The sequence below is a fragment of the Stenotrophomonas sp. YJH_SMC_43 genome (assembly GCF_059372535.1).
On record NZ_JCAFVQ010000002.1, the window covers coordinates 993,567 to 1,015,579 of the forward strand.

At 66.3% G+C, this 22,013-nt stretch carries 17 protein-coding genes; 11 read left to right on the forward strand and 6 right to left on the reverse strand.

Going from position 1 to position 22,013, the window contains the following annotated elements; translation table 11 throughout:
• Positions 1 to 93: 93 nt before the first annotated feature.
• Positions 94 to 2,934 carry a bifunctional diguanylate cyclase/phosphodiesterase gene (locus AC5QAH_RS11120; RefSeq protein ID WP_224329221.1) on the forward strand — a complete coding sequence of 947 codons (2,841 nt, stop codon included), beginning with the start codon at positions 94 to 96 and terminating at the stop codon, positions 2,932 to 2,934.
• A gap of 19 nt (positions 2,935 to 2,953) precedes the next feature.
• Here AC5QAH_RS11120 and AC5QAH_RS11125 read toward each other — a convergent pair whose 3' ends face one another.
• Positions 2,954 to 3,547 carry an LOG family protein gene (locus AC5QAH_RS11125; RefSeq protein WP_010484495.1) on the reverse strand — a complete coding sequence of 198 codons (594 nt, stop codon included), beginning with the start codon at positions 3,545 to 3,547 and terminating at the stop codon, positions 2,954 to 2,956.
• A 264-nt stretch (positions 3,548 to 3,811) separates the two neighbouring features.
• Positions 3,812 to 5,308 carry an aminotransferase class III-fold pyridoxal phosphate-dependent enzyme gene (locus AC5QAH_RS11130; protein ID WP_043403227.1) on the reverse strand — a complete coding sequence of 499 codons (1,497 nt, stop codon included), beginning with the start codon at positions 5,306 to 5,308 and terminating at the stop codon, positions 3,812 to 3,814.
• A gap of 210 nt (positions 5,309 to 5,518) precedes the next feature.
• On the opposite strand from AC5QAH_RS11130, the gene queA reads away from it, so the two are divergent.
• From queA to fabV, 6 genes are all read left to right on the forward strand, one after another.
• Positions 5,519 to 6,586, forward strand: a complete 1,068-nt coding sequence (queA, locus tag AC5QAH_RS11135; protein WP_010484499.1) for a tRNA preQ1(34) S-adenosylmethionine ribosyltransferase-isomerase QueA — start codon at positions 5,519 to 5,521, stop codon at positions 6,584 to 6,586.
• Between the two features lie 177 nt (positions 6,587 to 6,763).
• Complete coding sequence (gene tgt, locus AC5QAH_RS11140) at positions 6,764 to 7,894, forward strand: tRNA guanosine(34) transglycosylase Tgt (RefSeq protein ID WP_029379947.1); 1,131 nt, start codon at positions 6,764 to 6,766, stop codon at positions 7,892 to 7,894.
• 134 nt (positions 7,895 to 8,028) lie between these two features.
• Complete coding sequence (yajC, locus tag AC5QAH_RS11145) at positions 8,029 to 8,373, forward strand: preprotein translocase subunit YajC (RefSeq protein WP_005409257.1); 345 nt, start codon at positions 8,029 to 8,031, stop codon at positions 8,371 to 8,373.
• Between the two features lie 61 nt (positions 8,374 to 8,434).
• A complete protein-coding gene (gene secD / locus AC5QAH_RS11150) occupies positions 8,435 to 10,291 on the forward strand; it encodes a protein translocase subunit SecD (protein WP_010484504.1) in 1,857 nt (618 codons plus the stop codon).
• 16 nt (positions 10,292 to 10,307) lie between these two features.
• Positions 10,308 to 11,288, forward strand: a complete 981-nt coding sequence (gene secF, locus AC5QAH_RS11155; protein ID WP_010484505.1) for a protein translocase subunit SecF — start codon at positions 10,308 to 10,310, stop codon at positions 11,286 to 11,288.
• 671 nt (positions 11,289 to 11,959) lie between these two features.
• A complete protein-coding gene (gene fabV / locus AC5QAH_RS11160) occupies positions 11,960 to 13,219 on the forward strand; it encodes an enoyl-ACP reductase FabV (RefSeq protein ID WP_053442857.1) in 1,260 nt (419 codons plus the stop codon).
• A gap of 113 nt (positions 13,220 to 13,332) precedes the next feature.
• Here fabV and AC5QAH_RS11165 read toward each other — a convergent pair whose 3' ends face one another.
• The 3 genes from AC5QAH_RS11165 to AC5QAH_RS11175 all read right to left on the reverse strand — a co-directional run bounded on the left by AC5QAH_RS11165 (position 13,333) and on the right by AC5QAH_RS11175 (position 17,223).
• A complete protein-coding gene (locus AC5QAH_RS11165) occupies positions 13,333 to 15,402 on the reverse strand; it encodes an EAL domain-containing response regulator (RefSeq protein WP_495232342.1) in 2,070 nt (689 codons plus the stop codon).
• 91 nt (positions 15,403 to 15,493) lie between these two features.
• Positions 15,494 to 16,678 carry a BaiN/RdsA family NAD(P)/FAD-dependent oxidoreductase gene (locus tag AC5QAH_RS11170; RefSeq protein WP_049411433.1) on the reverse strand — a complete coding sequence of 395 codons (1,185 nt, stop codon included), beginning with the start codon at positions 16,676 to 16,678 and terminating at the stop codon, positions 15,494 to 15,496.
• Positions 16,675 to 17,223 (reverse strand): YaeQ family protein, encoded by a 549-nt coding sequence (locus AC5QAH_RS11175; RefSeq protein ID WP_043403207.1) that lies wholly within the window; start codon positions 17,221 to 17,223, stop codon positions 16,675 to 16,677. The genes AC5QAH_RS11170 and AC5QAH_RS11175 overlap by 4 nt, the downstream gene beginning before the upstream one ends.
• 123 nt (positions 17,224 to 17,346) lie before the next feature.
• On the opposite strand from AC5QAH_RS11175, the gene AC5QAH_RS11180 reads away from it, so the two are divergent.
• Positions 17,347 to 18,225, forward strand: a complete 879-nt coding sequence (locus tag AC5QAH_RS11180; RefSeq protein WP_262103001.1) for a pseudouridine synthase — start codon at positions 17,347 to 17,349, stop codon at positions 18,223 to 18,225.
• Positions 18,226 to 18,231: 6 nt separating this feature from the next.
• Here the strand turns inward: AC5QAH_RS11180 and AC5QAH_RS11185 are convergent, their stop codons facing one another.
• Complete coding sequence (locus AC5QAH_RS11185) at positions 18,232 to 18,720, reverse strand: YaiI/YqxD family protein (RefSeq protein WP_010484520.1); 489 nt, start codon at positions 18,718 to 18,720, stop codon at positions 18,232 to 18,234.
• Positions 18,721 to 19,022: 302 nt separating this feature from the next.
• Between AC5QAH_RS11185 and AC5QAH_RS11190 the strand changes: the two genes are divergently transcribed.
• The 3 genes from AC5QAH_RS11190 to AC5QAH_RS11200 all read left to right on the forward strand — a co-directional run bounded on the left by AC5QAH_RS11190 (position 19,023) and on the right by AC5QAH_RS11200 (position 21,705).
• Positions 19,023 to 19,232 (forward strand): cold-shock protein, encoded by a 210-nt coding sequence (locus AC5QAH_RS11190; protein ID WP_004153307.1) that lies wholly within the window; start codon positions 19,023 to 19,025, stop codon positions 19,230 to 19,232.
• 185 nt (positions 19,233 to 19,417) lie between these two features.
• The gene (locus AC5QAH_RS11195) at positions 19,418 to 20,107 is read left to right on the forward strand and encodes a glutathione S-transferase (protein WP_049483112.1); all 690 of its coding nucleotides are present in this window, start codon (positions 19,418 to 19,420) and stop codon (positions 20,105 to 20,107) included.
• A gap of 32 nt (positions 20,108 to 20,139) precedes the next feature.
• Positions 20,140 to 21,705: a protein adenylyltransferase SelO gene (locus AC5QAH_RS11200; protein ID WP_495232343.1), complete on the forward strand. Its 1,566-nt coding sequence runs from the start codon at positions 20,140 to 20,142 to the stop codon at positions 21,703 to 21,705.
• Positions 21,706 to 22,013: the final 308 nt, after the last annotated feature.

Below are 22,013 nucleotides of genomic sequence, written 5' to 3' on the forward strand. Positions count from 1 at the left end.
CGGGGTTTACGGGCTTCCATTGCCCCCCGGGTGGCGCGCTATGCTCGGCGGCTCAGGGGAGGCGACGCACCGACGGCGCCAAGAGATTGTCATTTGTCCACGCATGCTGAACCGGCGGAAGAGCCACCACACGAGGCCGTGCTGAGCACGGCGCTGGTGCGCGCGTTGCATGCGCTTTTGCCGGAAACGGCCGTGGTCCGCGTCGGCTGGGACGACCCGCAGCTCGGTCGTGGCCAGGGGGGGTGGCCGACAGCGGCTGCCGGAGGTGATGCGGCGGTACCCGGCGCGGGCGATGGCCAGCACGGCTGGGAACATGATGGTGCGCGCCTGCTGTTGTCGGTCGAAGGCGCAGTGCCTTCGCCGGCATGGTGGGGCGTTGCCCGGCAGGCGATGGAGCTGGCGCTGCAGCGCGGCCGCCAGGCCGGCCAGATCAAGGCACTGGAAGAGGCCGAGCGGTTGCAGCAGGCCCTGTTCCAGATTGCAGACCTGGCCGGTGCCGACCTTGAAATGCCCGAGATGCTGCGCCACGTGCATGGCGTGCTGGGTACGCTGATGTATGCCGAGAACTGCTACATCGTCGAATACGACGATGTGCGCGACCAGATCCGGTTCCTGTACTTCGCCGATCAGGTCGATGACTTCGTCGCCGATCCCACGCAGAGCCATGACGCCAGCGAGATGCCGCGCAGCCTGACCGTGGCGCTGCTGCGCCATGGCAAACCGCTCAGTGGTCCCTCGCGCAAACTGCTGGCGCAGGTGATGGAACAGGAGCACGACCCGCAGCGTGGGCCGGAAAGCCTGGACTGGCTGGGCGTGCCGATGCTGCGCGATGGCCGTGTATGCGGTGCCATCGTGGTTCAGAGCTATGAACAGGCGGCCCGCTATGGCGAGGCCGAGCGCGCATTGCTGGGTTTCGTTGCGCAGCATGTGCAGACCGCGATGGACCGGCGCCAGGCGCAGGTGCGGCTGGAGCAGCAGGTAGAGCGGCGTACCCAGGAACTGCAGCGGGCCAACCACAGCCTGCAGGACGAAGTAACCGAGCGGCGTCGCGCCGAACAGCTGCAGACCGCGCTCTATAACATTGCCGAGATGGCGATGTCGGCCGACAGCCTGGCCCAGTTCTACGGACAGGTGCATGGCGTGGTTGGGCGTCTGCTCGACGCGCGCAATTTCTACATCGCCCTGGTCAACCCGGCCGGCAACGGCCTGGATTTCGTGTATTCGGTGGACGAGCACAATGCCAGTCGCGCGCCACGGCCCTTCAGCCGGGGCCTGACCGAATACGTGGTGCGCAACCGGCGCCCGCTGCTGGCCTCGCGCGCGCAGATCGATGCACTGCTGGCCAGTGGCGAGGTGCGTGAATCCGGTGCGCGTTCGCACTGCTGGCTGGGCGTACCACTGCTGCGCGACGACGAAGTGGTCGGCGCGATCGTGGTGCAGAGCTACAGCGAGAACAGCATTTTCAGCGTGCATGACCAGCGCCTGCTGACCTTCGTTGCGCAGAACATCGGTACCGGCCTGGCCCGTCAGCGCGACCAGCAGCGGCTGCGCTCGGCGCATGCCGAGCTGGAAAAGCGCGTGGAAGAACGTACCCGCGAGCTGGCCGAGGTCAACGAGAAGTTGCTCGGGCAGATCGGCGAGCGGCTGCGTGCCGAGCAGCGCCTGACCCACCAGGCCATGCACGATGCGCTGACCGGCCTGCCCAATCGCCTGCACCTGCTGGACCGCCTGCAGGATGCGCTGGCGCTGGCCAAGCGTGATGGTGGGCCGGTGTTCGCTGTGCTGTTCCTCGACCTGGACCGCTTCAAGCTGGTCAACGACAGTATCGGCCACGCTGCCGGTGACCGCATGCTGGTGGAGGTGGCCAAGCGCATCGTATCGATGGCTGGCGCCGAGGACGTTGTGGCGCGGCTGGGCGGTGATGAATTCGCGGTGCTGCTGCAATGCCCGCAGGGCCTGGCACAGGCGCTGGACTTTGGCCAGCGCCTGCTGCTGGCGCTGCAGGAATCGATGTGGATCGCCGGGCGCGAACTGTTCCCGTCCGGCAGCCTGGGCATCGCCCTGTGGAACCCGCGCTACCGCACCGGCGAAGAGCTGCTGCGCGACGCCGACGCGGCCATGTACCGGGCCAAGGCGCAGGGTCATGACCGCTGCGCGATCTTCGACGAAGACATGCGCGAGCAGGCCATGCGCAGCCTCGACCTGGAGGCCGACCTGCGTCGTGCGATCAACAACCGCGATTTCGTGCCGTTCTACCAGCCGATCGTGCGCCTGTCCGATGGCGAGGTGGTGGGCTACGAGGCGCTGCTGCGCTGGCAGCATGAGCGCCGCGGCCTGCTGCTGCCGGGCGCGTTCCTGGAGCTGGGTGAAGAGAGCGGCCTGATCGAACAGGTCGACTGGCTGATCTACGAGCAGGTCATCGCAGGGTTGGCGCAGGGGGGCGAAGGCTACGTCTCGGTGAACGTCTCACCCCGGCATTTCCGCTCCGCCGAATTCAGTGACCGCCTGTTCGGCCTGCTCGACAGCTGCGGTGCCGATCCGCGCCGGCTGCGCCTGGAGATCACCGAGGTGGCGCTGCTGGACGATGGCCCGCACACGCTGCGCATCCTGCAGGGGCTGCGCGAGCGCGGCATCCAGGTGCAGCTGGACGATTTCGGTACCGGCTTCTCCGCGCTGTCCTACCTGCACCGTTTCCCGATCAGTACGCTGAAGATCGACCAGAGCTTCATCGCCGGCCTGCATGGACCGGAAGTGCAGAGCACGCGCGCGCTGGTCGAAGGCGTACTGTCGCTGGCGCGCACGCTGGGCATCGAGACCATCGGTGAAGGCATCGAGACCGAGGCGCAGCGGCAGACCCTGCGCGAACTGGGCTGCGATTACGGCCAAGGCTATCTGCTGGGGCGGCCTGCCCCGTGGTCGCACGCGGCGGCCTGAGCCACCGCGTGCGGCTGCATCAACGCAGGGCGGCCCGGCGCTTCTCGTCGATCCACTTCGAGGCCTGGGCCGGCTGGTAGTTCTTCATCCACTCCAGCATCGCTTCGATGTCCGAGCCGTACCACAGGTCCTGGCGCTGGTCCGGGTGCAGGAAGCGCTCTTCCACCATGCGATCGATCATGCCGATCAGCGGGGCGTAGAAGCCTTCCACATCGAGGAACGCGCACGGCTTGTTGCCGATGCCCAGCTGGCGCCAGGTCAGCATCTCGAAGATCTCTTCCATGGTGCCGAAGCCGCCGGGCAGGGTGACGAAGCCATCGGCGAGGTCGAACATGCGCGACTTGCGCTCATGCATCGAACCGACGATCTCCAGTTCGGTCAGGCCGCGGTGGGCCACTTCCCAGTCGGCCAGCTGACGCGGGATCACGCCGGTCACTTCGCCGCCAGCGGCAAGCACGGCATTGGCCACGGTTCCCATCAGGCCGACGTTGCCCCCGCCATACACCAGGCGCAGGCCGTCGCGGGCGATGCGGTCGCCCAGTGCAATGGCGCGTTCGGTATAGGCCGGCTTGCTGCCAGCGTTGGAACCACAGTACACACAGATCGATTTCATGGATCTTCCTGTCTCTTGGCCGGAAACGAAAACGCCCCGTCGCCGACCGCAGGGCGGTCAGGGACGGGGTGCCCAAGGATTATGAGGCCTTGAGAGGCCTTCTGTAGAGCCGAGCCGCGCTCGGCTGCTCTTCGTTCAGATCGCGGCAAAGGCGCCAGCCGAGCATGGGCTATGCCGGTCGTCCTGACCGGCACCCTTCGGGCCGTCGCCAGCGACGTTGGCAGCGGCTCCTGCCGCTGCCTTCGGCTCTACCGAAGCGGGGGTTTACGCCGCCGCCGCCTGCTCGCGGCGCGGGCCTTCACGCAGGGCGCGGCCGACCATGCCCACCAGCAGGTCCAGCTCTTCGCTGTCCATGCCGAAGTGCGGGGTGAAGCGCAGCGAGTTCTCGCCACCGTGGATCACGTTGATGCCGTGCTGGCGCAGCCATTCCTCGGTGGAATTGGCGCCGTAGCACTTGAACTGCGGGGCCAGCTCGCAGGAGAACAGCAGGCCGGTGCCCTGCACCTTGGTGATCAGCCCGCCCAGCTCGTTCTTCAGCTGTTCCAGCTTACGCACGGCCTCGGCACCGCGTTCGGCAATGTTGGCACGCACCTGCGGGGTCAGCTGGGCCAGGGTGGCGCAGGCCACGTCCAGCGCACGCGGGTTGCTGGTCATGGTGTTGCCATAGATGCCCTTGCGGTACAGCTGCGCGGCATGCTCGGTTACCGCCAGCACGGACAGCGGGTACTGCGCGGCGTTGAGCGCCTTGGAATAGGTCTCCATGTCCGGCGGGTCCAGGCCTTCGAAGCCCGGGTAGTCCACCACCGAGAGCACGCCATGCGCGCGCAGGCCGGCCTGGATCGAGTCGAGCAGCAGCAGGCTGCCATGGGCACGGGTCAGTTCACGGGCCACGGCATAGAACGACGGCGGCACCGAGCGGCCGGGGTCGCCTTCGCCCATCACCGGCTCCAGGAACACCGCTTCGATGAACCACTGGTTGCGTGCGGCATCCTCGAACACCTTGCGCAGGCCGGCCTCGTCGTACGGCGCCACGGTGATCACCGAGTCCTCGCCGCGATAGCTGGCCAGGTGCTGCATGTAGCTCTTGCGGCTGGAATCGGAATACAGCGCCGGGCGGTCGGTACGGCCGTGGAAGCTGCCCTTGACCACCACGCGCTTGATCGCGGCGCCGGCGTGGCGCGCGCCGGGGTCGGTCTGCAGCTTGGCGTTGACGTCGGCGATGCGGGCGGCCAGGCCGACGGCCTCGGAACCGGAATTCAGGCACATGAAACGGGCGAACGGGCAGCCGCCACGGCGGTGGCCGATCTCGGCGCGCAGGGCGGTGATGAAGCGCTGCTGCGACAGGCTGGGGGTCATGATGTTGGCCATCACCTGCGGGCGGGCCATCGCCTCCAGCACGGCATCCGGGGTGTGCCCGAAGCCGAGCATGCCGTAGCCGCCGGCGTCGTACAGCACGGCGCCCTTCAGGGTGACCACCCACGGGCCGCGCGCGGCCAGTGCCACGTACGGGGTCACCGCGTCATCGGCATAGAAATTGACGAAACCGTCCTGCATCGCGTCGATCTGCGCCTGTTCGTCCTGCGCCAGCAGCGGCCCCAGGTCGGCCTGCACGCGCGCGAATTCCTCGGCGGCGGCGTCCACCGCGGCGATCAGCTGCGGGTGGTTGGCGGACAGGGTGGTCAGGGTGGCATCGTCCAGGCCGGAGGTGAGGCGGGTGCCGGGCTGGTTGCGCAGGGGGGCGAGGCGTTCGATGAAGCTCATTGCAGATCTCCTGAAACAATGGGTCGCACGGGTCTTCAAAAGCAAAACGCGCGTCATCACGCGCGCTTGGGGCAGGCTCGTGCAGCGGACTTCCGGCTCGATGCTAGCACTTGTTTTTTTGCGCGATAACCCCGCAGAAACCTGCTGCATAGCAGCATTTTGCGCGACGTTCGCCGCGAAGCGCGCCGGCTCGCAGACGCTGGACGTACAATGCGCGCCATTGTCGACCTGTTGCCGCCCACTGCCTTGAAGAAGTCCGATTTCCACTACGACCTGCCGGCTGAACTGATCGCGCAGGCGCCCCTGGCCGAACGTTCCGCAAGCCGCCTGCTGCTGGTCCCGCCGGCGCCCGATGGCTTCACCGATCTGCAGGTGCGTGATCTGCCATCCCTGCTGCAGCCGGGCGATCTGCTGGTGTTCAACGACACCCGGGTGATCCCGGCGCGCCTGTTCGGGCAGAAGGCCAGCGGTGGCCGCGTGGAGATCCTGATCGAGCGCCTGCTCGGCGGCCAGCAGGCCCGTGCCCAGGTCGGCGCCAGCAAGTCGCCGAAGGCCGGCAGCCGCATCGCGCTGGATGCCGGTGGCGAAGCCGAGGTGCTGGGTCGCGATGGCGAGTTCTACGTGCTGCAGTTCCATGTGCCGGAATCGCTGGAACAGTGGCTGCTGCATGCCGGCCGCCTGCCGCTGCCGCCGTACATCCAGCGCGAGCCGGGCGTGGACGACCGCGAGCGCTACCAGACCGTGTTCGCGCGCGAAGTGGGCGCGGTGGCGGCGCCGACCGCCGGCCTGCATTTCGACGAACCGCTGCTGGCCGCGCTAAAGGACAAGGGCGTGGACTTCGGCCATGTCACCCTGCACGTCGGCGCGGGCACCTTCCAGCCGGTGCGCGCCGATGACCTGAAGGATCACGTGATGCACCGCGAGTGGCTGAACGTGGGCGCGGAGCTGGTGCAGCAGGTACGGCGCACGCGCGCGGCCGGCGGCCGGGTGATCGGCGTCGGCACCACCGTGGTACGCGCGTTGGAAAGCGCGATGCGCGATGGCGAGCTGCTGCCGTTCGCCGGTGAAACGCAGATCTTCATCACCCCGGGCTACCGCATCCGCAGCGTCGACGCGATGGTGACCAACTTCCACCTGCCGGAAAGCACGCTGCTGATGATGATCTCCGCGTTCGCCGGCAAGGAAAGGGTGTTCGAGGCCTACCAGCACGCGATCGAGCAGCGCTACCGCTTCTTCAGCTACGGCGACGCCATGCTGCTGTTCCCGCAAGCGGGGTAGGGGGCTGACCTCTGCCTGCTTGTGGTGGGTGCGCACCGTTGGTGCGCACTTGCAGGTGCCTGGAGACCAGGAAAGCCACGCATGGCGTGGCTCTACTGCCGTGCCGTTCAGGCCTGAATGGGCGGTCGAGCCGGTTTTGGGAGACAATGAGCGACTATTTGCCCGAATGACCGCTCCATGTCCCGATTGCAGTTCCAGCTCCAGACCCGCGACGGCCGTGCCCGCCGTGGCCGCCTGACCTTCCCGCGTGGCACGGTGGAAACGCCGGCCTTCATGCCGGTGGGGACCTATGGCTCGGTCAAGGGCATCCTGCCGGACCAGGTGCGTGCGCTGGGCGCCGAGATCATCCTCGGCAACACCTTCCACCTGTACCTGCGCCCGGGCCTGGACATCATCGCCGACCACGGCGGCCTGCACGGCTTCTGCCGCTGGGACGGCCCGATCCTGACCGACTCCGGCGGCTTCCAGGTGTTTTCGCTGGCCCACCGCCGCAAGATCACCGAGCAGGGCGTGACCTTCGCCTCGCCCACCGACGGCGCTCGCGTGTTCCTGGGCCCGGAGGAGAGCATGAAGATCCAGAAGGTGCTCGATTCGGACGTGGTGATGATCTTCGACGAGTGCACCCCGTACCCGGCCACCGAAGACGTCGCCCGCCGTTCCATGGAACTGAGCCTGCGCTGGGCGCAGCGCAGCCGCAACGCGCATGACGAGCTGGGCAACGACGCGGCCCTGTTCGGCATCGTCCAGGGTGGCGTGCACACCGACCTGCGCAGCCGCTCGGCGGAGGCCCTGCAGGCGATCGGCTTCGACGGTTACGCCATCGGCGGCCTCGCCGTGGGCGAGCCGGAGCACGAGCGCAATGCCATGCTCGACCACCTGGACCCGGAGCTGCCGGGTGACCGCCCGCGCTACCTGATGGGCGTGGGCCGACCGGAAGACCTGGTCGAGGGTGTCGCACGTGGCGTGGACATGTTCGATTGCGTGATGCCGACCCGCAACGCGCGCAACGGCCACTATTTCACCTCGTTCGGCACCGTCCGCATCCGCAACTCGCAGTACGCGCGCGACATGGATCCGATCGAGCCCGGCTGCGGCTGCGTGGCCTGCACCGGTGGCTACACCCGTTCCTACCTGCGCCACCTGGACCGCTGCAACGAGATGCTGGCGCCGATGCTGGGTACCCTGCACAACCTGTTCTATTACGAAAAGCTCATGGCCGACATCCGTGCGGCGATCGAGGCGGGAACCTTCCTGGCCTTCCGTGAGTCTTTCTACGCGGCACGCGGGGCGGTCGCACCGCCCCTGTAAACCGAGTACCCCCTGCCAAACGGCCCAAGGACGAACGCCCGGGGCCGTGGCATACTTCAAGGCTGACCCAGATCCGCGGTCGACACGCCGTGCCCGTGAAAGGGCCGGAGCGCCGCCCAACCAAAGGACCAACGATGAACCTGCTTGCTTTCCTGATTCCCGCCGCCCACGCCCAGGCCGCCGGCGGCCAACCGCAGGGCATGGGCCTGACCACGCTGCTGTTCCCGGTCATCCTGATCGCCATCATGTACTTCCTGATGATCCGCCCGCAGATGAAGCGGCAGAAGGAGCACAAGGCCATGCTGGAGAAGATCAAGCGTGGCGATGAAGTGCTGACCAATGGCGGCATCGCCGGCATCGTCACCGACATCGGCGACAACTTCATCACCATCGAAGTGGCTGACAACGTGCGCATCCGCGTGCAGAAGGGCGCTGTCGGCAACGTGCTGCCGGCCGGTACCCTGAAGTCGGCCCAGTAAGCCACTCCCTTTCCGATGCACAACCGCGGCGCCGGGGATGGCGCCGCGCGGGACCCAAGCAATGCTCGAATTTCCACGCTGGAAGTACGTCGTCATCCTGATCGTACTGGCGCTCAGTGCGCTGTACGCGCTGCCCAACATCTACCAGAAGGACCCGGCCGTCCAGATCACCGCCAACCGTGGCGGACAGGTCGACGACGCGCTGCGCGACCGTGTGCTGGCCGACCTGAAAAAGGCCGGTGTGGACGCCCTCGGTGCCGAGAAGGAAGGGGAGAGCCTGATCGTCCGCCTGCCGGACCTGAAGGCGCAGTCCGCTGCCAGCGACGCCCTGCGTGACACCGTCGGCGAGAAGTACACCGTGGCCCTGAACCTGGCCTCGACCGTGCCGGACTGGTTGGCCAACCTCGGCGGTCGCCCGATGGTGCTGGGCCTGGACCTGCAGGGCGGCGTGCACTTCGTGCTGCAGGTCGACCAGAAGGCCGCGCTCGACAAGCGCCTGGATGCCTACACCGAAGACGTGCGCAGCACCCTGCGCGACGCCCGCATTCCGTACCAGTCGGTGGAACGCCGTGCTGACAACAGTATCGTGGCCAACCTGAGCCCGTCCGCCGGTGACGACGCCGCGCAGCGTGCCCGCACCGCCCTGGTCAAGGCGCAGCCGACCCTCGGCTACGACGTCAGTGGCAATCGCATCACGGTGACCGTGCCGGAAACTGAGATCACCCAGATCGCCAACGGCGCCATCGAGCAGAACATCAACACCCTGCGCAACCGCGTGAACCAGCTGGGCGTGGCCGAGCCGATCATCCAGCGCCAGGGTGCCGACCGCGTGGTCGTGCAGCTGCCGGGCGTGCAGGACACGGCCGAAGCCAAGCGCATGATCGGCGCCACCGCTACCCTCGAGTACCGCGCGGTGGTTGACGGCAATGCACAGGACGCCATCAACTCCGGCCGCATTCCGCCGGAAGCGAAGGTCTACCAGCGTCGTGATGGCGGTGGTCCGGTCCTGCTGAACAAGCGCGTGATCGTCACCGGTGACCAGATGGTCGGCGCGCAGGCGGTGACCGATTCGAACAGCGGTTCTCCGGCGGTCAGCGTGACGCTGAACAATGTCGGCGGCCAGCGCATGTTCGACTTCACCAGCGCCAACGTGAACAAGCCGATGGCGGTGGTCTACACCGAGCGCGTACCGACCGTGACCGTTGTCGACGGCCAGGAAGTGCGTGGCTTCAAGGTCAACGAGGAAGTGATCTCGGTGGCCAACATCAACGGCGTGTTCGGCAAGAACTTCCAGACCACCGGCCTTCAGAAGAAGGAAGCCGAGGACCTGGCCAAGCTGCTGAAGTCCGGCTCGCTGGCCGCGCCGATGGACTTCGTCGAAGAGCGCGTGGTCGGCCCGAGCCTGGGTGCCGAGAACGTCAAGAACGGTATGCGCGCGGTGGTGTTCGCATTCCTGTTCACCCTGGTGTTCTTCAGCGTCTACTACCGCATGTTCGGCGTGATCACCTCGATCGCGATGCTGTTCAACCTGCTGATCGTGGTGGCGGTGATGTCGCTGTTCGGCGCGACCATGACCCTGCCGGGCTTTGCCGGCCTGGCGTTGTCGGTCGGCCTGTCAGTGGACGCCAACGTGCTGATCAACGAGCGTATCCGTGAAGAACTGCGTGCCGGCGTGCCGGGCAAAACCGCGATCGTGACCGGTTACGAGCGTGCTTCGGGCACCATCCTCGACGCCAACCTGACCGGCCTGATCGTCGGTGTGGCGCTGTTTGCATTCGGTACCGGTCCGCTGAAGGGCTTCGCGCTGACCATGATCATCGGTATTTTCGCCTCCATGTTCACCGCGATCACCGTGTCGCGTGCGCTGGCGACGCTGATCTACGGCCGTCGCAAGAAGCTCCAGAACGTGGCCATCTGACGGGACGACACGCACAATGAAACTGTTTCCGCTGCACATCCTCCCGAACGACACCAAGATCGACTTCATGCGCTGGCGCCATGTCGCCATGGCAGTCACCATCGTGGTGTTCCTGGCGTCGATCAGCATCATCGCGTTCAAGGGCTTCAACTACGCGCTGGACTTCACCGGCGGTACCCTGATCGAAGCCCGCTTCGACAAGGCGGTGGACGTCGAGCAGGTCCGCACCAAGCTCGAGCAGAATGGCTTCGACGGCGCCCAGGTACAGAGCGTCGGTGGCAACACCGACCTGCTGATCCGCCTGGCGCCACACGGCGAGCATGCTCCGGGCACGGGTGCTGCCGCCACCGAAGACAAGGCTACCGCTGCCGCTGTAGTGAAGGCACTGTCCACGGCTGATAATCAGGCAACCGTACTGCGCAACGAGTTCGTCGGCCCGCAGATCGGCAAGGACCTGGCGATGAATGGCCTGTACGCCACCATCTTCATGCTGGCCGGCTTCCTGATCTACATCGCCGTGCGCTTCGAATGGAAGTTCGCGGTCACCGCCAGCATCGTGGCCATGTTCGACCTGATCGTGACGGTGGCTTACGTGTCCCTGCTGGGCCGTGAGTTCGACCTGACCGTGCTGGCCGGCCTGCTGTCGGTGATGGGCTTTGCGATCAACGACATCATCGTGGTCTTCGACCGCGTCCGCGAGAACTTCCGCAGCCTGCGCGTGGACTCGATGGAAGTGCTGAACCGTTCGATCAACCAGACGCTGTCGCGTACGGTGATCACCGCGGTGATGTTCTTCCTGTCGGCACTGGCCCTGTACATGTACGGCGGCAGCTCGATGGAAGGCCTGGCCGAGACGCACATGATCGGTGCGGTGATCGTGGTGCTGTCCTCGATCCTGGTGGCGGTGCCGATGCTGACGATCGGTTTCCTGCGCGTCAGCAAGCAGGACCTGCTGCCGAAGGCGAAGGACGTCGAGGCCCTGGCCCGTCGCCCGTAAGCGTTCGCGCTGCACGCAATGCACAGAGAACCCCGCGCAAGCGGGGTTTTTTGTTGGCAGGGCTGGTACGCGTCATCGCATGCGCGCTGTCGCTCCCACGCTTCGCTGCGCGAACCGTGGGCCCCACTTACCAGCTCCCAGACCCCCGCCGCTTCGCGGCCGCCCCCTGACTCAGGGGGCTCTGCCCCAGATCGTTTCCTGCGGCTGTTGGTAGGTGTCGACCTTGGTCGACACACCTGTCAGATATCGAATGAGTCATCCACGCATGGCGTGGATCTACCGTGTCGACCAAGGTCGACACCCACCAGAGCAGAATGCCGTCCTGACAGATCGCGGAAGTCTGTCGAAGGCGGGGTGGGTCCGGTTGAGGGGGCGTGAGCCGCATGGATGCGGCGACCGAGCTTACATGGACGTACTTGCAGCGTCCCCCTCAACCGGACCCACCCCCGCCCACCCCCAGGAACCCAGCTTTTGACGTTGCTCTGGCTCTGGCCGTTGCTCAGGCCTCTGCGGGTGCAGGGTGCAACCCTGCAAAAGAAACACCACCCTACGGCAGCGTCGGTTGTGCATTCGGCCCCCGCGCACTACGATCCTGCGGTTCGCGCGCGCATGCGCGCACCCATATTCCTGCTGAGCGCCCCGCGCGCCGCATCTGCCAACCCGAGGTATCCATGGTCATCAAACCGCGCGTCCGCGGCTTCATCTGCGTCACCACCCACCCGACCGGCTGCGACGCCGCGGTCAAGCAGCAGATCGACTACATCCGCGCGCGCCCGCCGATCCAGAACGGCCCCAAGCGCGTGCTGGTGATCGGCGCCTCCACCGGCTACGGCCTCGCTGCGCGCATCACCGCTGCCTTCGGCAGTGGCGCCGCGACCCTGGGCATCTTCTTCGAACGCCCGGGCAGCGAGACCAAGCCGGGCACGGCCGGCTGGTACAACTCGGCCGCGTTCCACAAGTACGCCGACGAAGCCGGCCTGTACGCCAAGAGCATCAACGGCGATGCCTTCTCCGATGAAGTGAAGGCCAGGACCATCGAGATGATCAAGGCCGATCTTGGCCAGGTCGACCAGGTGGTCTACAGCCTGGCGGCGCCGCGGCGCAAGCATCCGAAGACCGGTGAGATCATCAGCTCCACGCTGAAGCCGATCGGTGAGCCGATCACCCTGCGCGGCCTGGATACCGACAAGGAAGTGCTGACCGAAACCCATCTGCAGCCGGCCACTCCGGAAGAAATCGCCGGTACCGTTGCGGTGATGGGCGGCGAAGACTGGCAGATGTGGATCGACGCGCTGGCCGATGCCGGCGTGCTGGCCAACGGCTGCACCACCACCGCCTTCACCTATGTGGGCGAAGAGATCACCCAGGCGATTTACTGGAACGGCTCGATCGGTGCCGCCAAGAAGGACCTGGACACCAAGGTGCTGGGCCTGCGCGAGAAGTTGGCCAAGATTGGTGGTGATGCACGCGTATCGGTGCTGAAGGCGGTGGTGACCCAGGCCAGTTCGGCGATTCCGACCATGCCGCTGTACCTGTCGCTGCTGTTCAAGGTGATGAAGGAAAAGGGCACCCACGAAGGCTGCATCGAGCAGTTGGATGTGCTGTACGACATCCTCTACGGCGGCAAGGCCGACGGCGTGGCGATCGATCGCCTGCGCCACGACCTGGTCGATGGCGAGGGCCATACCGTTGCGCTGGTCGATGAGGAAGGCCGCCTGCGTGCCGACTACAAGGAAATGGCGGCAGACGTGCAGGGCAAGGTGGTTGCGCTGTGGCCGCAGGTGACCAACGAGAACCTGTACGAGATCAGCGATCTGGCCGGTTACAAGGCCGACTTCCTGCGCCTGTTCGGCTTTGGCGTGGAGGGCGTCGACTACGAGGCCGACGTCAACCCGGACGTGAAGATCGACAATCTGGTCGACATGACCTGATCAATGAAAAGGCCGGCGAAAGCCGCCCTTCTCTTTGTGTAGAGCCGAGCCATGCTCGGCTGCTCTTCGCTTGAGTCTCGCAGCCGCGCATCGCTCGGCTCTACAGAGAGGCGTCAACCAAACTCGAACCCCATCTCCGGCAACGCCGGACCGACGAAGTCGCCCTGCACGTAATCCACGCCGGCACTGAACAGCAGGGTCATCGAGTTGGCATCGCTGACGAACTCGGCGATGGTGCGGATGCCGGCTTCCTGCGCGCGCGCGGTGATCTGGCTGATGCGGTCGATGTTTTCTCGGGTGGCGGCCAGATCGCTGGTGAAACCGCGGTCCAGCTTGAGGAACTGCGGCTGGAAGTGGGCCAGCAGCTGGAACGAGTCCAATCCCGAACCAAACTGCTCCAGGCCGATGCGGCAGCCCAGCGGCGCCACTTCGGCAAGGAACTGCTGCGCACTGCGCAGATGGGTGAACACCTTTGCTTCCGGCGCATGCAGCCACAGCCGTTCGCCGGGCACGCCCTGTGCCTGCAGTTCCCGACGCAGGGTGGCGATCATCTGCGGGTCGTCGAACGACTCTGGCGTCACCTTCACCAGCATCTGCGTGGCATGGCCTTCGCGTGCACGTTGGCCCAGCACAGCGATCGCCCGTGACACCACCCAGCGGTTGATGTCGGCCAGCAGGCCGTGTTCCTCCGCGATGCCCAGGAACGCAGTCGGGCTCAGCAGTTCACCATTGTGCTCAAGGCGCAGGTAGGCCTCATACAGCTCCAGCGACTCCCCCTGCAGGTTCAGCACCGGCTGGTAGTGCAGCTGGAAGCCATCACCGGCCAGTGCTTCACGGATTCGGGTGACCCAGCGCAGCACGCGTTCTTCCTCCACGCGGTCGGCAGCGGCCGGGTCGAAGATGCGGCAGGTGTTGCCCAGTTCGGCGGCGGCCTGCGTGCATTCGCTGGCGCGTGCCAGCACCTGGCCGATGCTGGCGATCTTCTCGCCCACCTGCACGCCACCGATGCTGACCGTTACCGTGGCCGAACGCGCGCCGATGCTGAAGACGTGTGCGGCGTAGGCTTCGCGGATGCGCTCGGCCAGTGCCACGGTCTGCGCGTAGGGCCCGGCCTGCAGCACGGCGAAATTGTGTTCGCCGAAGCGGGCCAGCTGCGCGTCCTCGCCAACCACCTCGGCCAGCAGGGCGGCGAGGGCGCCGATCAGGATGTCGGCCGAGGCCAGGCCGATATCCGGCAGCAGGCGCGCGTAGTGGTCCGGCTCGATCAGCAGCAGGCCGAACTGGCCTTCGCTGCGCCCGGCCTGGGCCACCGCGCTTTCCAGCTGCAGCATGAAGGTCGGTCGGTTGAGCAGGCCGGTGACATGGTCGCGCTGGCGCAGGTCCTCGACCTCGCGCGCCAGTTCCGGGTCGAATTCCATGCGGCGGCGGAGTACCACCTGCAGGCAGGATTCGCCCTCGTAGGTGGCGGGGGTGAATTCCATCGTTGCCGGGAACGCGCTGCCATCCTCGTGGCGCGCGTCAAGCTGGTACTGCGGCGGCGGCGCCTCGCCACGGCTGAGGCCCTTCAGCAGCTGCTTGAAGCCTTCCACATGCTGGGCGGCGACCATGTCCAGCAGCGAGATGCCTTCGATATCGTCGAAATGCTCGTAGCCGAACATCTCCAGATAGGCGTCGTTGGCGCGGATGTGCATGCCTTCATGCACGTAGGCGATGGGGTCGCGCGAGGAAGCGATCAGGGCATCGCAGCGGCGCTCGGTCTCGCGCATCTGCGCCTCGATGCGGCGCAGGCCACGACGCGCCTGCAGGTCCACCCACTGATCACGGACCACGGCGAGCAGGTGCTCGGAACGCTGGCGCAGGGCGAGGGCACGGATGCCGTGGCTGCTGGCTTGTACCAGCTCGTCCTCGTCGATGCGTTCGGCCAGCAGCACCAGCGGAATGTCCTTGCCGCTGGCAGCAATATGCTGGGCCACCAGTGGCAGCGGGATCCCCTGCGAGGGCGAAGCCAGCACCAGGTCGATGGCCTGGCTGGCCAGCACCTGGGACAGCTCGGCAGCATCCTGCGGGCGCCACGGACGCACCGCGATGCCGCTGTTGCGCAGGGTGCTGACGATGGCCTCGGCGTTCTCGCCGCTGTCATCGACGATCAGCAGGCGGATGGTGATGTCGTTCGCGTTCTGCATGCACTGCTCCCCAATCTGCAAATCTAGATACACGATGCGCGCCGAACCGTCCATGCGCGCACCCCTTGCACGCATCGAACGGCGATGTGGTTCACACCACGCCACCGGCCGCGTGGCCGCTGGCCCAGGCCCACTGGAAGTTGTAGCCGCCCAGCCAGCCGGTCACATCCAGCACCTCGCCGACGAAATGCAGGCCGGGTACGCGCTTGGATTCCATCGTCGAAGACGAGACCTCGGCGGTGTCCACGCCGCCGAGCGTGACCTCAGCGGTACGGTAGCCCTCGGTGCCACTGGCCACCAGCGGGAACGCGCCCAGCAGCTGCGCGGCCTGGCGCAGCACCGGCTCGTCCAACTGGCGCACGGGCCGGTCGGGCAGCCAGTGTTCGCACAGCCGCTGTGCCAGCCGCTTCGGCAGTACTTCGCCCAGCACCGTGCGCAGTTCGGCGGCGGGTCGTTCGCGCTTCATCTGGCGCAACCACTCGCCGGCATCCTGGCCGGGCAGCAGGTCCAGCTCCAGCGCATCGCCGGGTTGCCAGAACGAGGAGATCTGCAGGATCGCCGGGCCACTCACGCCGCGATGGGTCAGCAGCATGAAGTTCTGGAAGCTCTTTCCGTTGCAGCGCGCCTCGATCGGCAGGGCGACACCACTCAGATCGGCCAGCCGTTCCTGGTGCTTGCCGCTGAGCGTCAGCGGTACCAGCCCTGCGCGGGTCGGCAGCACCTGGTGGCCGAACTGTCGGGCCACTTCATAACCAAAGCCGGTGGCACCCATGCTGGGAATGGACAGGCCGCCGGTGGCAACCACCAGCGAGGCGCAATGGAACAGGCCATGGGTGGTATGCACGCGGAAGCCATCGCTGCCGTGCTCGATGCGCTGCACGCTGCACTCGGTGCGCACCTGCACGCCGGCCGCCTGGCATTCGTCCACCAGCATCTTCACGATCTGCTTGGACGAGACATCGCAGAACAGCTGGCCCAGCTCTTTTTCGTGATACGCGATGCCGTGCTTGTGCACCAGCTCGATGAAGTGCCAGGGCGTGTAGCGCGCCAGCGCCGACTTGCAGAAGTGCGGGTTGGCCGACAGGAAGTTGGCCGGGGTGGTGCCGGTGTTGGTGAAGTTGCAACGGCCACCGCCGGACATCAGGATCTTCTTGCCGACCTTGTTGGCATGGTCGATCACCTGCACCTGGCGGCCGCGCTGGCCAGCCGTGATTGCGGTCATCAGCCCGGCCGCGCCGGCGCCGATGACCACCACATCGCAACGGAGGGTGCTCATGCCTTGGCGCGCTTTCGCCAGTTCGGGATCACGTCGAGCTGGATCTGGTCGTTGAGCAGCTGCACTTCGCCGTCCTGGATCAGCACGCTCCAGCGCATGGCGCGCTGGATCTGCTGGCCCCACAGTTCGACGAAGGCACCATCGAGGTCGACCACCGAAAGGTTGTCGAAGCGCGCCAGGCCCTTGCTCTGCTTGCTCCACCAGATGTCCGAAGCGTTGCCGCCGTAGTTCACCACCTGCACCTGGCGGCTGCGGTTGCTGGCCTTGCGGATGCGCGATTCGTCTGGATGGCCCAGGTCGATCCATTGCAGGATGTCGCCGGTGTAGTCGTGCTCCCACAGGTCCGGCTCGTCATCGGTACTCAGGCCGCGGCCGAATTCCAGGCGGTCGCCGGCGTTCAGCGCGAAGGCGAGCAGGCGCACCATCAGGCGATCGTCGGTCTCGGACGGGTGCTGGGCCAGGGTCAGGTTGTGGGTCACGTAGTAGCCGCGATCCATGTCGCTGATCTGCAGTTCGGCCTTGCGGATGGTGGCGGTGAGAGCCATGGGGGGTCCGTGGACTAAAGACGACAATGATAGAGGTTTGCTCCAGGGGTGTCCGTGGCCGGGCTGTCTGTGGCGCGTCAACGTGGCACCCTTTCACTCTTTCCTGCCGCAGGAGTGCCACCGATGACCCTGCCCAGCCGCCTGCAGCTGCCGCCCGGCCACTGGCGCAGCCTGCTCGATGGCCTGTGTGCACGTTTCCCACGCATCGACCGTGCGCAGTGGCAGGACCGCTTCGCACGAGGCCGTGTGCAGGATGCGCAGGGCAGGGCACTGGCGCCGGACATGCCCTGGCAGGTGGGGCTGGAAATCCAGTACTTCCGCGAGGTGGCCGACGAGCCGGTGATTCCCTTCGCCGAGACCATCCTGCATCTGGATGCGCACCTGCTGGTGGCGGACAAGCCGCACTTCCTGCCGGTGACGCCGGCCGGTGGCTATGTGCGCGAAACCCTGCTGGCGCGCCTGGTCGCACGCACCGGCAACACCGAACTGGCGCCGTTGCACCGCTTGGACCGGCTGACCGCCGGCCTGGTGCTGTTCTCGACCCAGGCAGCCACGCGTGATGCCTATCAACGGCTGTTCCGCGAACGGCGCATCGAGAAGACCTATGAGGCGCTGGCACCGGCGCTGCCCGGGCTGGCGTTTCCGTTGCAGCGGGACAGCCGCCTGGTGCCGGGCGAACGGTTCTTCCGCATGGCCGAAGTGCCGGGCGAGCCCAATGCGCGCAGCCGGATCGAGCTGATCGAGGCCGAAGGGCCGGTCTGGCGCTACCGGCTGCTGCCGGAAACCGGCCGCAAGCACCAGCTGCGCGTGCACATGGCGGCGCTGGGCGCGCCGATCGAGGGCGATGACCTGTATCCGCTGCTGAGGCCGCGCCCGGATGAAACGGTCGAGTCGCCCCTGCAGCTGCTGGCGCAGGGGCTGGCCTTCGATGACCCATTGAGCGGGGAGCCCCGGCGGTTCAGCAGCCGGCGCCGCCTGTGCCTGCCCGGCCAGGGCGGGTAGGGCCGTTCAGCGAACCGGGCGTCGGGCCAACCAGCGGTCCAGCTCGGCAGCGAACAGCTGCCGGTCGCGCGGGCCCAGCGGCGGCGGGCCGCCGGTCTGCACCCCGGCGCCGCGCAGCTCTTCCATGAAATTGCGCATCGACAGCCGCTCGGCCATGTTGTTCGGGGTGTACAGCTGGCCGCGCGGGTTCAGCGCCACGGCCTTCTTCTCCAGCACCAGGGCGGCCAACGGAATGTCCTGGGTGACCACCAGGTCTCCGGCGGCGACCCGCTCGACGATGGCGCTGTCGGCCACGTCCAGGCCCTGCGGCACCTGGATCGAGCGCAGCCAGCGCGATGGCGGGGTGCGGATCCACTGATTGGCGACCAGGGTCAGCTCGATCCCAACGCGTTCAGCGGCACGGAACAGGATGTCGCGAATGACGGTGGGGCAGGCATCCGCGTCCACCCAGATGCGGGGCAGGGCGGGTTCAGCTTGGGTTTCAGCTTCAGTCATTTACCCAGTGTAGGGTAGGAAAAACCTGAATGGGGACTCGGAGTTAGGCTTGATCGGCTGCCAAGCCTTGTCACGCCTAGCGGGCAGGGTTTGCCCATGAACGTCCGGGCTATCGCTTTTTGCAGAAAACACGCGTATCGTTCGACCCACTGTGTTTGCTAGGGTCACCGTGAATCGTGGCCTGGTGCAGTTGATCTCACGATCCGCTCATCGATCCGCTTTACCAACGCCTGCAACTCAGTCTCGGCCCCGATACCCGGTGGCTGCGATTTTTTTCAACATGTGTTTCAGGAGTTAGTCAAATGTCTGATCGTCAGACCGGCACCGTCAAGTGGTTCAACGACGCCAAGGGCTTCGGCTTCATCACCCCGGAAAGCGGCCCGGACCTGTTCGTGCACTTCCGTGCCATCCAGGGCACCGGCTTCAAGACCCTGCAGGAAGGCCAGAAGGTTACCTTCATCGCCGTCCAGGGCCAGAAGGGTATGCAGGCTGACCAGGTGCAGGCGGTCTAATCCGTCTGCTACCGTTTGGTAGCCAGAACGCCGGAAGCGAAAGCTTCCGGCGTTTTTTGTTGCCTGCTGTTCTGTAGCGTCGAGCCATGCTCGACTGTCTTTGGAAAGCAGTCGAGCATGGCTCGACGCTACATGGGGCATGCAGCCATCGCGGTACGATGGGGGCCTCCCCAAGGATCATCCCCATGCGCATCGTCCATCACCTGGAAAACTCCCGTTCCCTGCGTGTGCTGTGGATGCTGGAGGAGCTGGGGCTGGACTACGAACTGCGCCGCTATCCGCGCGATCCGAAGACGCTGCTGGCGCCGCCGAAGCTGCGCAACGTGCATCCGCTGGGCAAGTCGCCGGTACTGCAGGATGGCGAGCTGGTACTGGCCGAGTCCGGTGCCATCCTCGACTACCTCGCGGATCGCTATGACACCCAACGCCAGCTGTCGCCGTCACCGATGCCGGCCGATGGCGCCGAGCGCATCGCCTACCGTTATTGGCTGCACTACGCCGAAGGCTCGGCGATGCCGCCGCTGCTGCTGACCCTGGTGATGGGCCGCATCCGCAACGCGCCGATGCCGTTCTTCGCCCGTCCGATCGCGCGCAGTATCGCCGACAAGGCCGAACGTGGCTTCATCGGCCCACAGCGGCGCCTGCACCTGGACTGGATGGAGCGCCGCCTGGCCGAAAGCCCGTGGTTTGCCGGTGAACGCTTCAGCGCGGCCGACATCCAGATGAGCTTCCCGATCCAGGCTGCGGCCGCGCGCGGCGGTGGTCTCGACGACAAGCCGGCACTGCGTGGCTTCCTCAAGCGTATCGGTGAGCGACCCGCCTACCAGCGTGCCGAGGCCCACGGCGGCCACCTGCAGGCGCTCAGCGGCAATTGAGGAGGGCGGCCGTCGCCCCCATCTTCAGCACCATGGATACCGACAGCCCCCGTTTCGACAACCGCCTGCTGCAGACCCTGCCGGGCGATCCCGAATCCGGCCCGCGCCGGCGCGAAGTGCTGGGTGCGGCCTGGTCGCCGGTGATGCCGACCCCGGTGACGGCGCCCACGTTGCTGGCCTGGTCGCCGGATGTTGCCGCGATGCTTGGTTTCGATACCGCTGAAGTCGAAAGCGAAAGCTTCGCGCAGGTGTTTGGCGGAAACGCGCTGTACGCCGGCATGCAGCCTTGGGCGGCCAACTATGGCGGCCATCAGTTTGGTCACTGGGCCGGCCAGCTCGGCGACGGTCGCGCGATCTCGCTGGGTGAACTGGTCGCGCCCGATGGCCGTCATTGGGAGCTGCAGCTGAAGGGGGCGGGGCCGACGCCGTACTCGCGCGGCGCCGATGGTCGCGCGGTACTGCGCTCGTCGATCCGCGAGTTCCTGTGCAGTGAAGCGATGCACCACCTTGGCGTGCCGACCACGCGTGCGCTGTCGCTGGTTGGTACCGGCGACGACGTGGTGCGCGACATGTTCTACGACGGCCATCCGCGTGCAGAGCCCGGCGCCATCGTATGCCGCGTGTCGCCGTCGTTCCTGCGCTTTGGTTCCTTCGAGCTTCCGGCATCGCGCGGGGAAACCGCACTGCTGCAGCATCTGGTTGATGCCTGCATCGCCCGCGACTTCCCCGAACTGCAAGGGCAGGGTGAGGCGCTGTATGGCGACTGGTTCGCGCAGATCGCGGTGCGCACCGCCGAGATGATCGCGCACTGGATGCGCGTCGGCTTCGTGCATGGCGTGATGAACACCGACAACCTGTCCGTTCTTGGTCTTACGCTCGACTACGGTCCCTATGGCTGGGTCGAGGATTTCGATCCGGACTGGACGCCGAACACCACCGATGCCCAAGGCCGGCGCTATCGTTTCGGCACCCAGCCGCAGGTGGCGTACTGGAACCTGAGCCGATTGGCACAGGCATTGTCACCGTTGTTTGCCGATGTCGAACCGTTGCAGGCTGGATTGGCTGCATACCAGTCCACCTTCGTGGCCTGCACGCGCCGCGATGCCGCAGCCAAACTCGGCCTGGCTGCGGCGGATGATGAAGACCTGCAGCTCTACCTGCGCTGGCAGCAGTTGATGCAGGACGGTGCCATGGACATGACCCTGGCCTGGCGTGCGCTGATGCGTATCGATCCGGCGGCACCGGATGCGGCGCTGCTGGATGCGGTGTACTACGACGAGGCGCGCCAGCAGGCGGTGCAGGCGCCGTTGCAGCAGTGGCTGCAGGACTATGCGGTGCGGTTGCAGGCCGATCCGCTGTCGGCCAGCGAACGCCTGGCGAAGATGACAGCGGCCAACCCGCTGTACGTGCTGCGCAACTGGCTGGCCCAGGAAGCCATCGATCGCGCGGAGCAGGGCGACCTCGGCGGTGTTCATGCGTTGCAGGACGTACTGCGCAATCCATACACCGAGCGTGCCGGTCTGGAACACTTCGCCAGCAAGCGCCCGGCGTGGGCCGACAATCGCGCCGGCTGCTCGATGCTGTCCTGCAGTTCCTGAGGGTGGGTTTCGGCAGGGCTGCGCCCTGCACCTGCAGAGGCAAGGGCCGAATCCAAAGCCAGAGCCAAAGCCAGAGCCAAAGCGGCTCTGGATTGTCGATGGTCTGGCGGGGCGGTGTGGGGCTGCAGGACACGCCGTAAACCCATCCTTGGGGGCTCGATGGCGCCATCCATGGCGCCAACGGTCCTGCAGCCCCACACCGCCCCACCTCCGACAGATTCCCGCTGCTGTGGGTAGGTGTCGACCTTGGTCGACACGGTGGATCCACGCCATGCGTGGATGCTCTTCGTTCAATTCTCGAAATATTC

Coding starts and splice junctions, on each gene's coding strand:
- AC5QAH_RS11125 (WP_010484495.1), bottom strand. CDS start 3,547: ATGAAATCGATCTGTGTGTACTGTGGTTCCAACGCTGGCAGCAAGCCG.
- AC5QAH_RS11130 (WP_043403227.1), bottom strand. CDS start 5,308: ATGAGCTTCATCGAACGCCTCGCCCCCCTGCGCAACCAGCCCGGCACC.
- queA (WP_010484499.1), top strand. CDS start 5,519: ATGCGCGCCATTGTCGACCTGTTGCCGCCCACTGCCTTGAAGAAGTCC.
- tgt (WP_029379947.1), top strand. CDS start 6,764: ATGTCCCGATTGCAGTTCCAGCTCCAGACCCGCGACGGCCGTGCCCGC.
- yajC (WP_005409257.1), top strand. CDS start 8,029: ATGAACCTGCTTGCTTTCCTGATTCCCGCCGCCCACGCCCAGGCCGCC.
- secD (WP_010484504.1), top strand. CDS start 8,435: ATGCTCGAATTTCCACGCTGGAAGTACGTCGTCATCCTGATCGTACTG.
- secF (WP_010484505.1), top strand. CDS start 10,308: ATGAAACTGTTTCCGCTGCACATCCTCCCGAACGACACCAAGATCGAC.
- fabV (WP_053442857.1), top strand. CDS start 11,960: ATGGTCATCAAACCGCGCGTCCGCGGCTTCATCTGCGTCACCACCCAC.
- AC5QAH_RS11165 (WP_495232342.1), bottom strand. CDS start 15,402: ATGCAGAACGCGAACGACATCACCATCCGCCTGCTGATCGTCGATGAC.
- AC5QAH_RS11170 (WP_049411433.1), bottom strand. CDS start 16,678: ATGAGCACCCTCCGTTGCGATGTGGTGGTCATCGGCGCCGGCGCGGCC.
- AC5QAH_RS11175 (WP_043403207.1), bottom strand. CDS start 17,223: ATGGCTCTCACCGCCACCATCCGCAAGGCCGAACTGCAGATCAGCGAC.
- AC5QAH_RS11180 (WP_262103001.1), top strand. CDS start 17,347: ATGACCCTGCCCAGCCGCCTGCAGCTGCCGCCCGGCCACTGGCGCAGC.
- AC5QAH_RS11185 (WP_010484520.1), bottom strand. CDS start 18,720: ATGACTGAAGCTGAAACCCAAGCTGAACCCGCCCTGCCCCGCATCTGG.
- AC5QAH_RS11190 (WP_004153307.1), top strand. CDS start 19,023: ATGTCTGATCGTCAGACCGGCACCGTCAAGTGGTTCAACGACGCCAAG.
- AC5QAH_RS11195 (WP_049483112.1), top strand. CDS start 19,418: ATGCGCATCGTCCATCACCTGGAAAACTCCCGTTCCCTGCGTGTGCTG.
- AC5QAH_RS11200 (WP_495232343.1), top strand. CDS start 20,140: ATGGATACCGACAGCCCCCGTTTCGACAACCGCCTGCTGCAGACCCTG.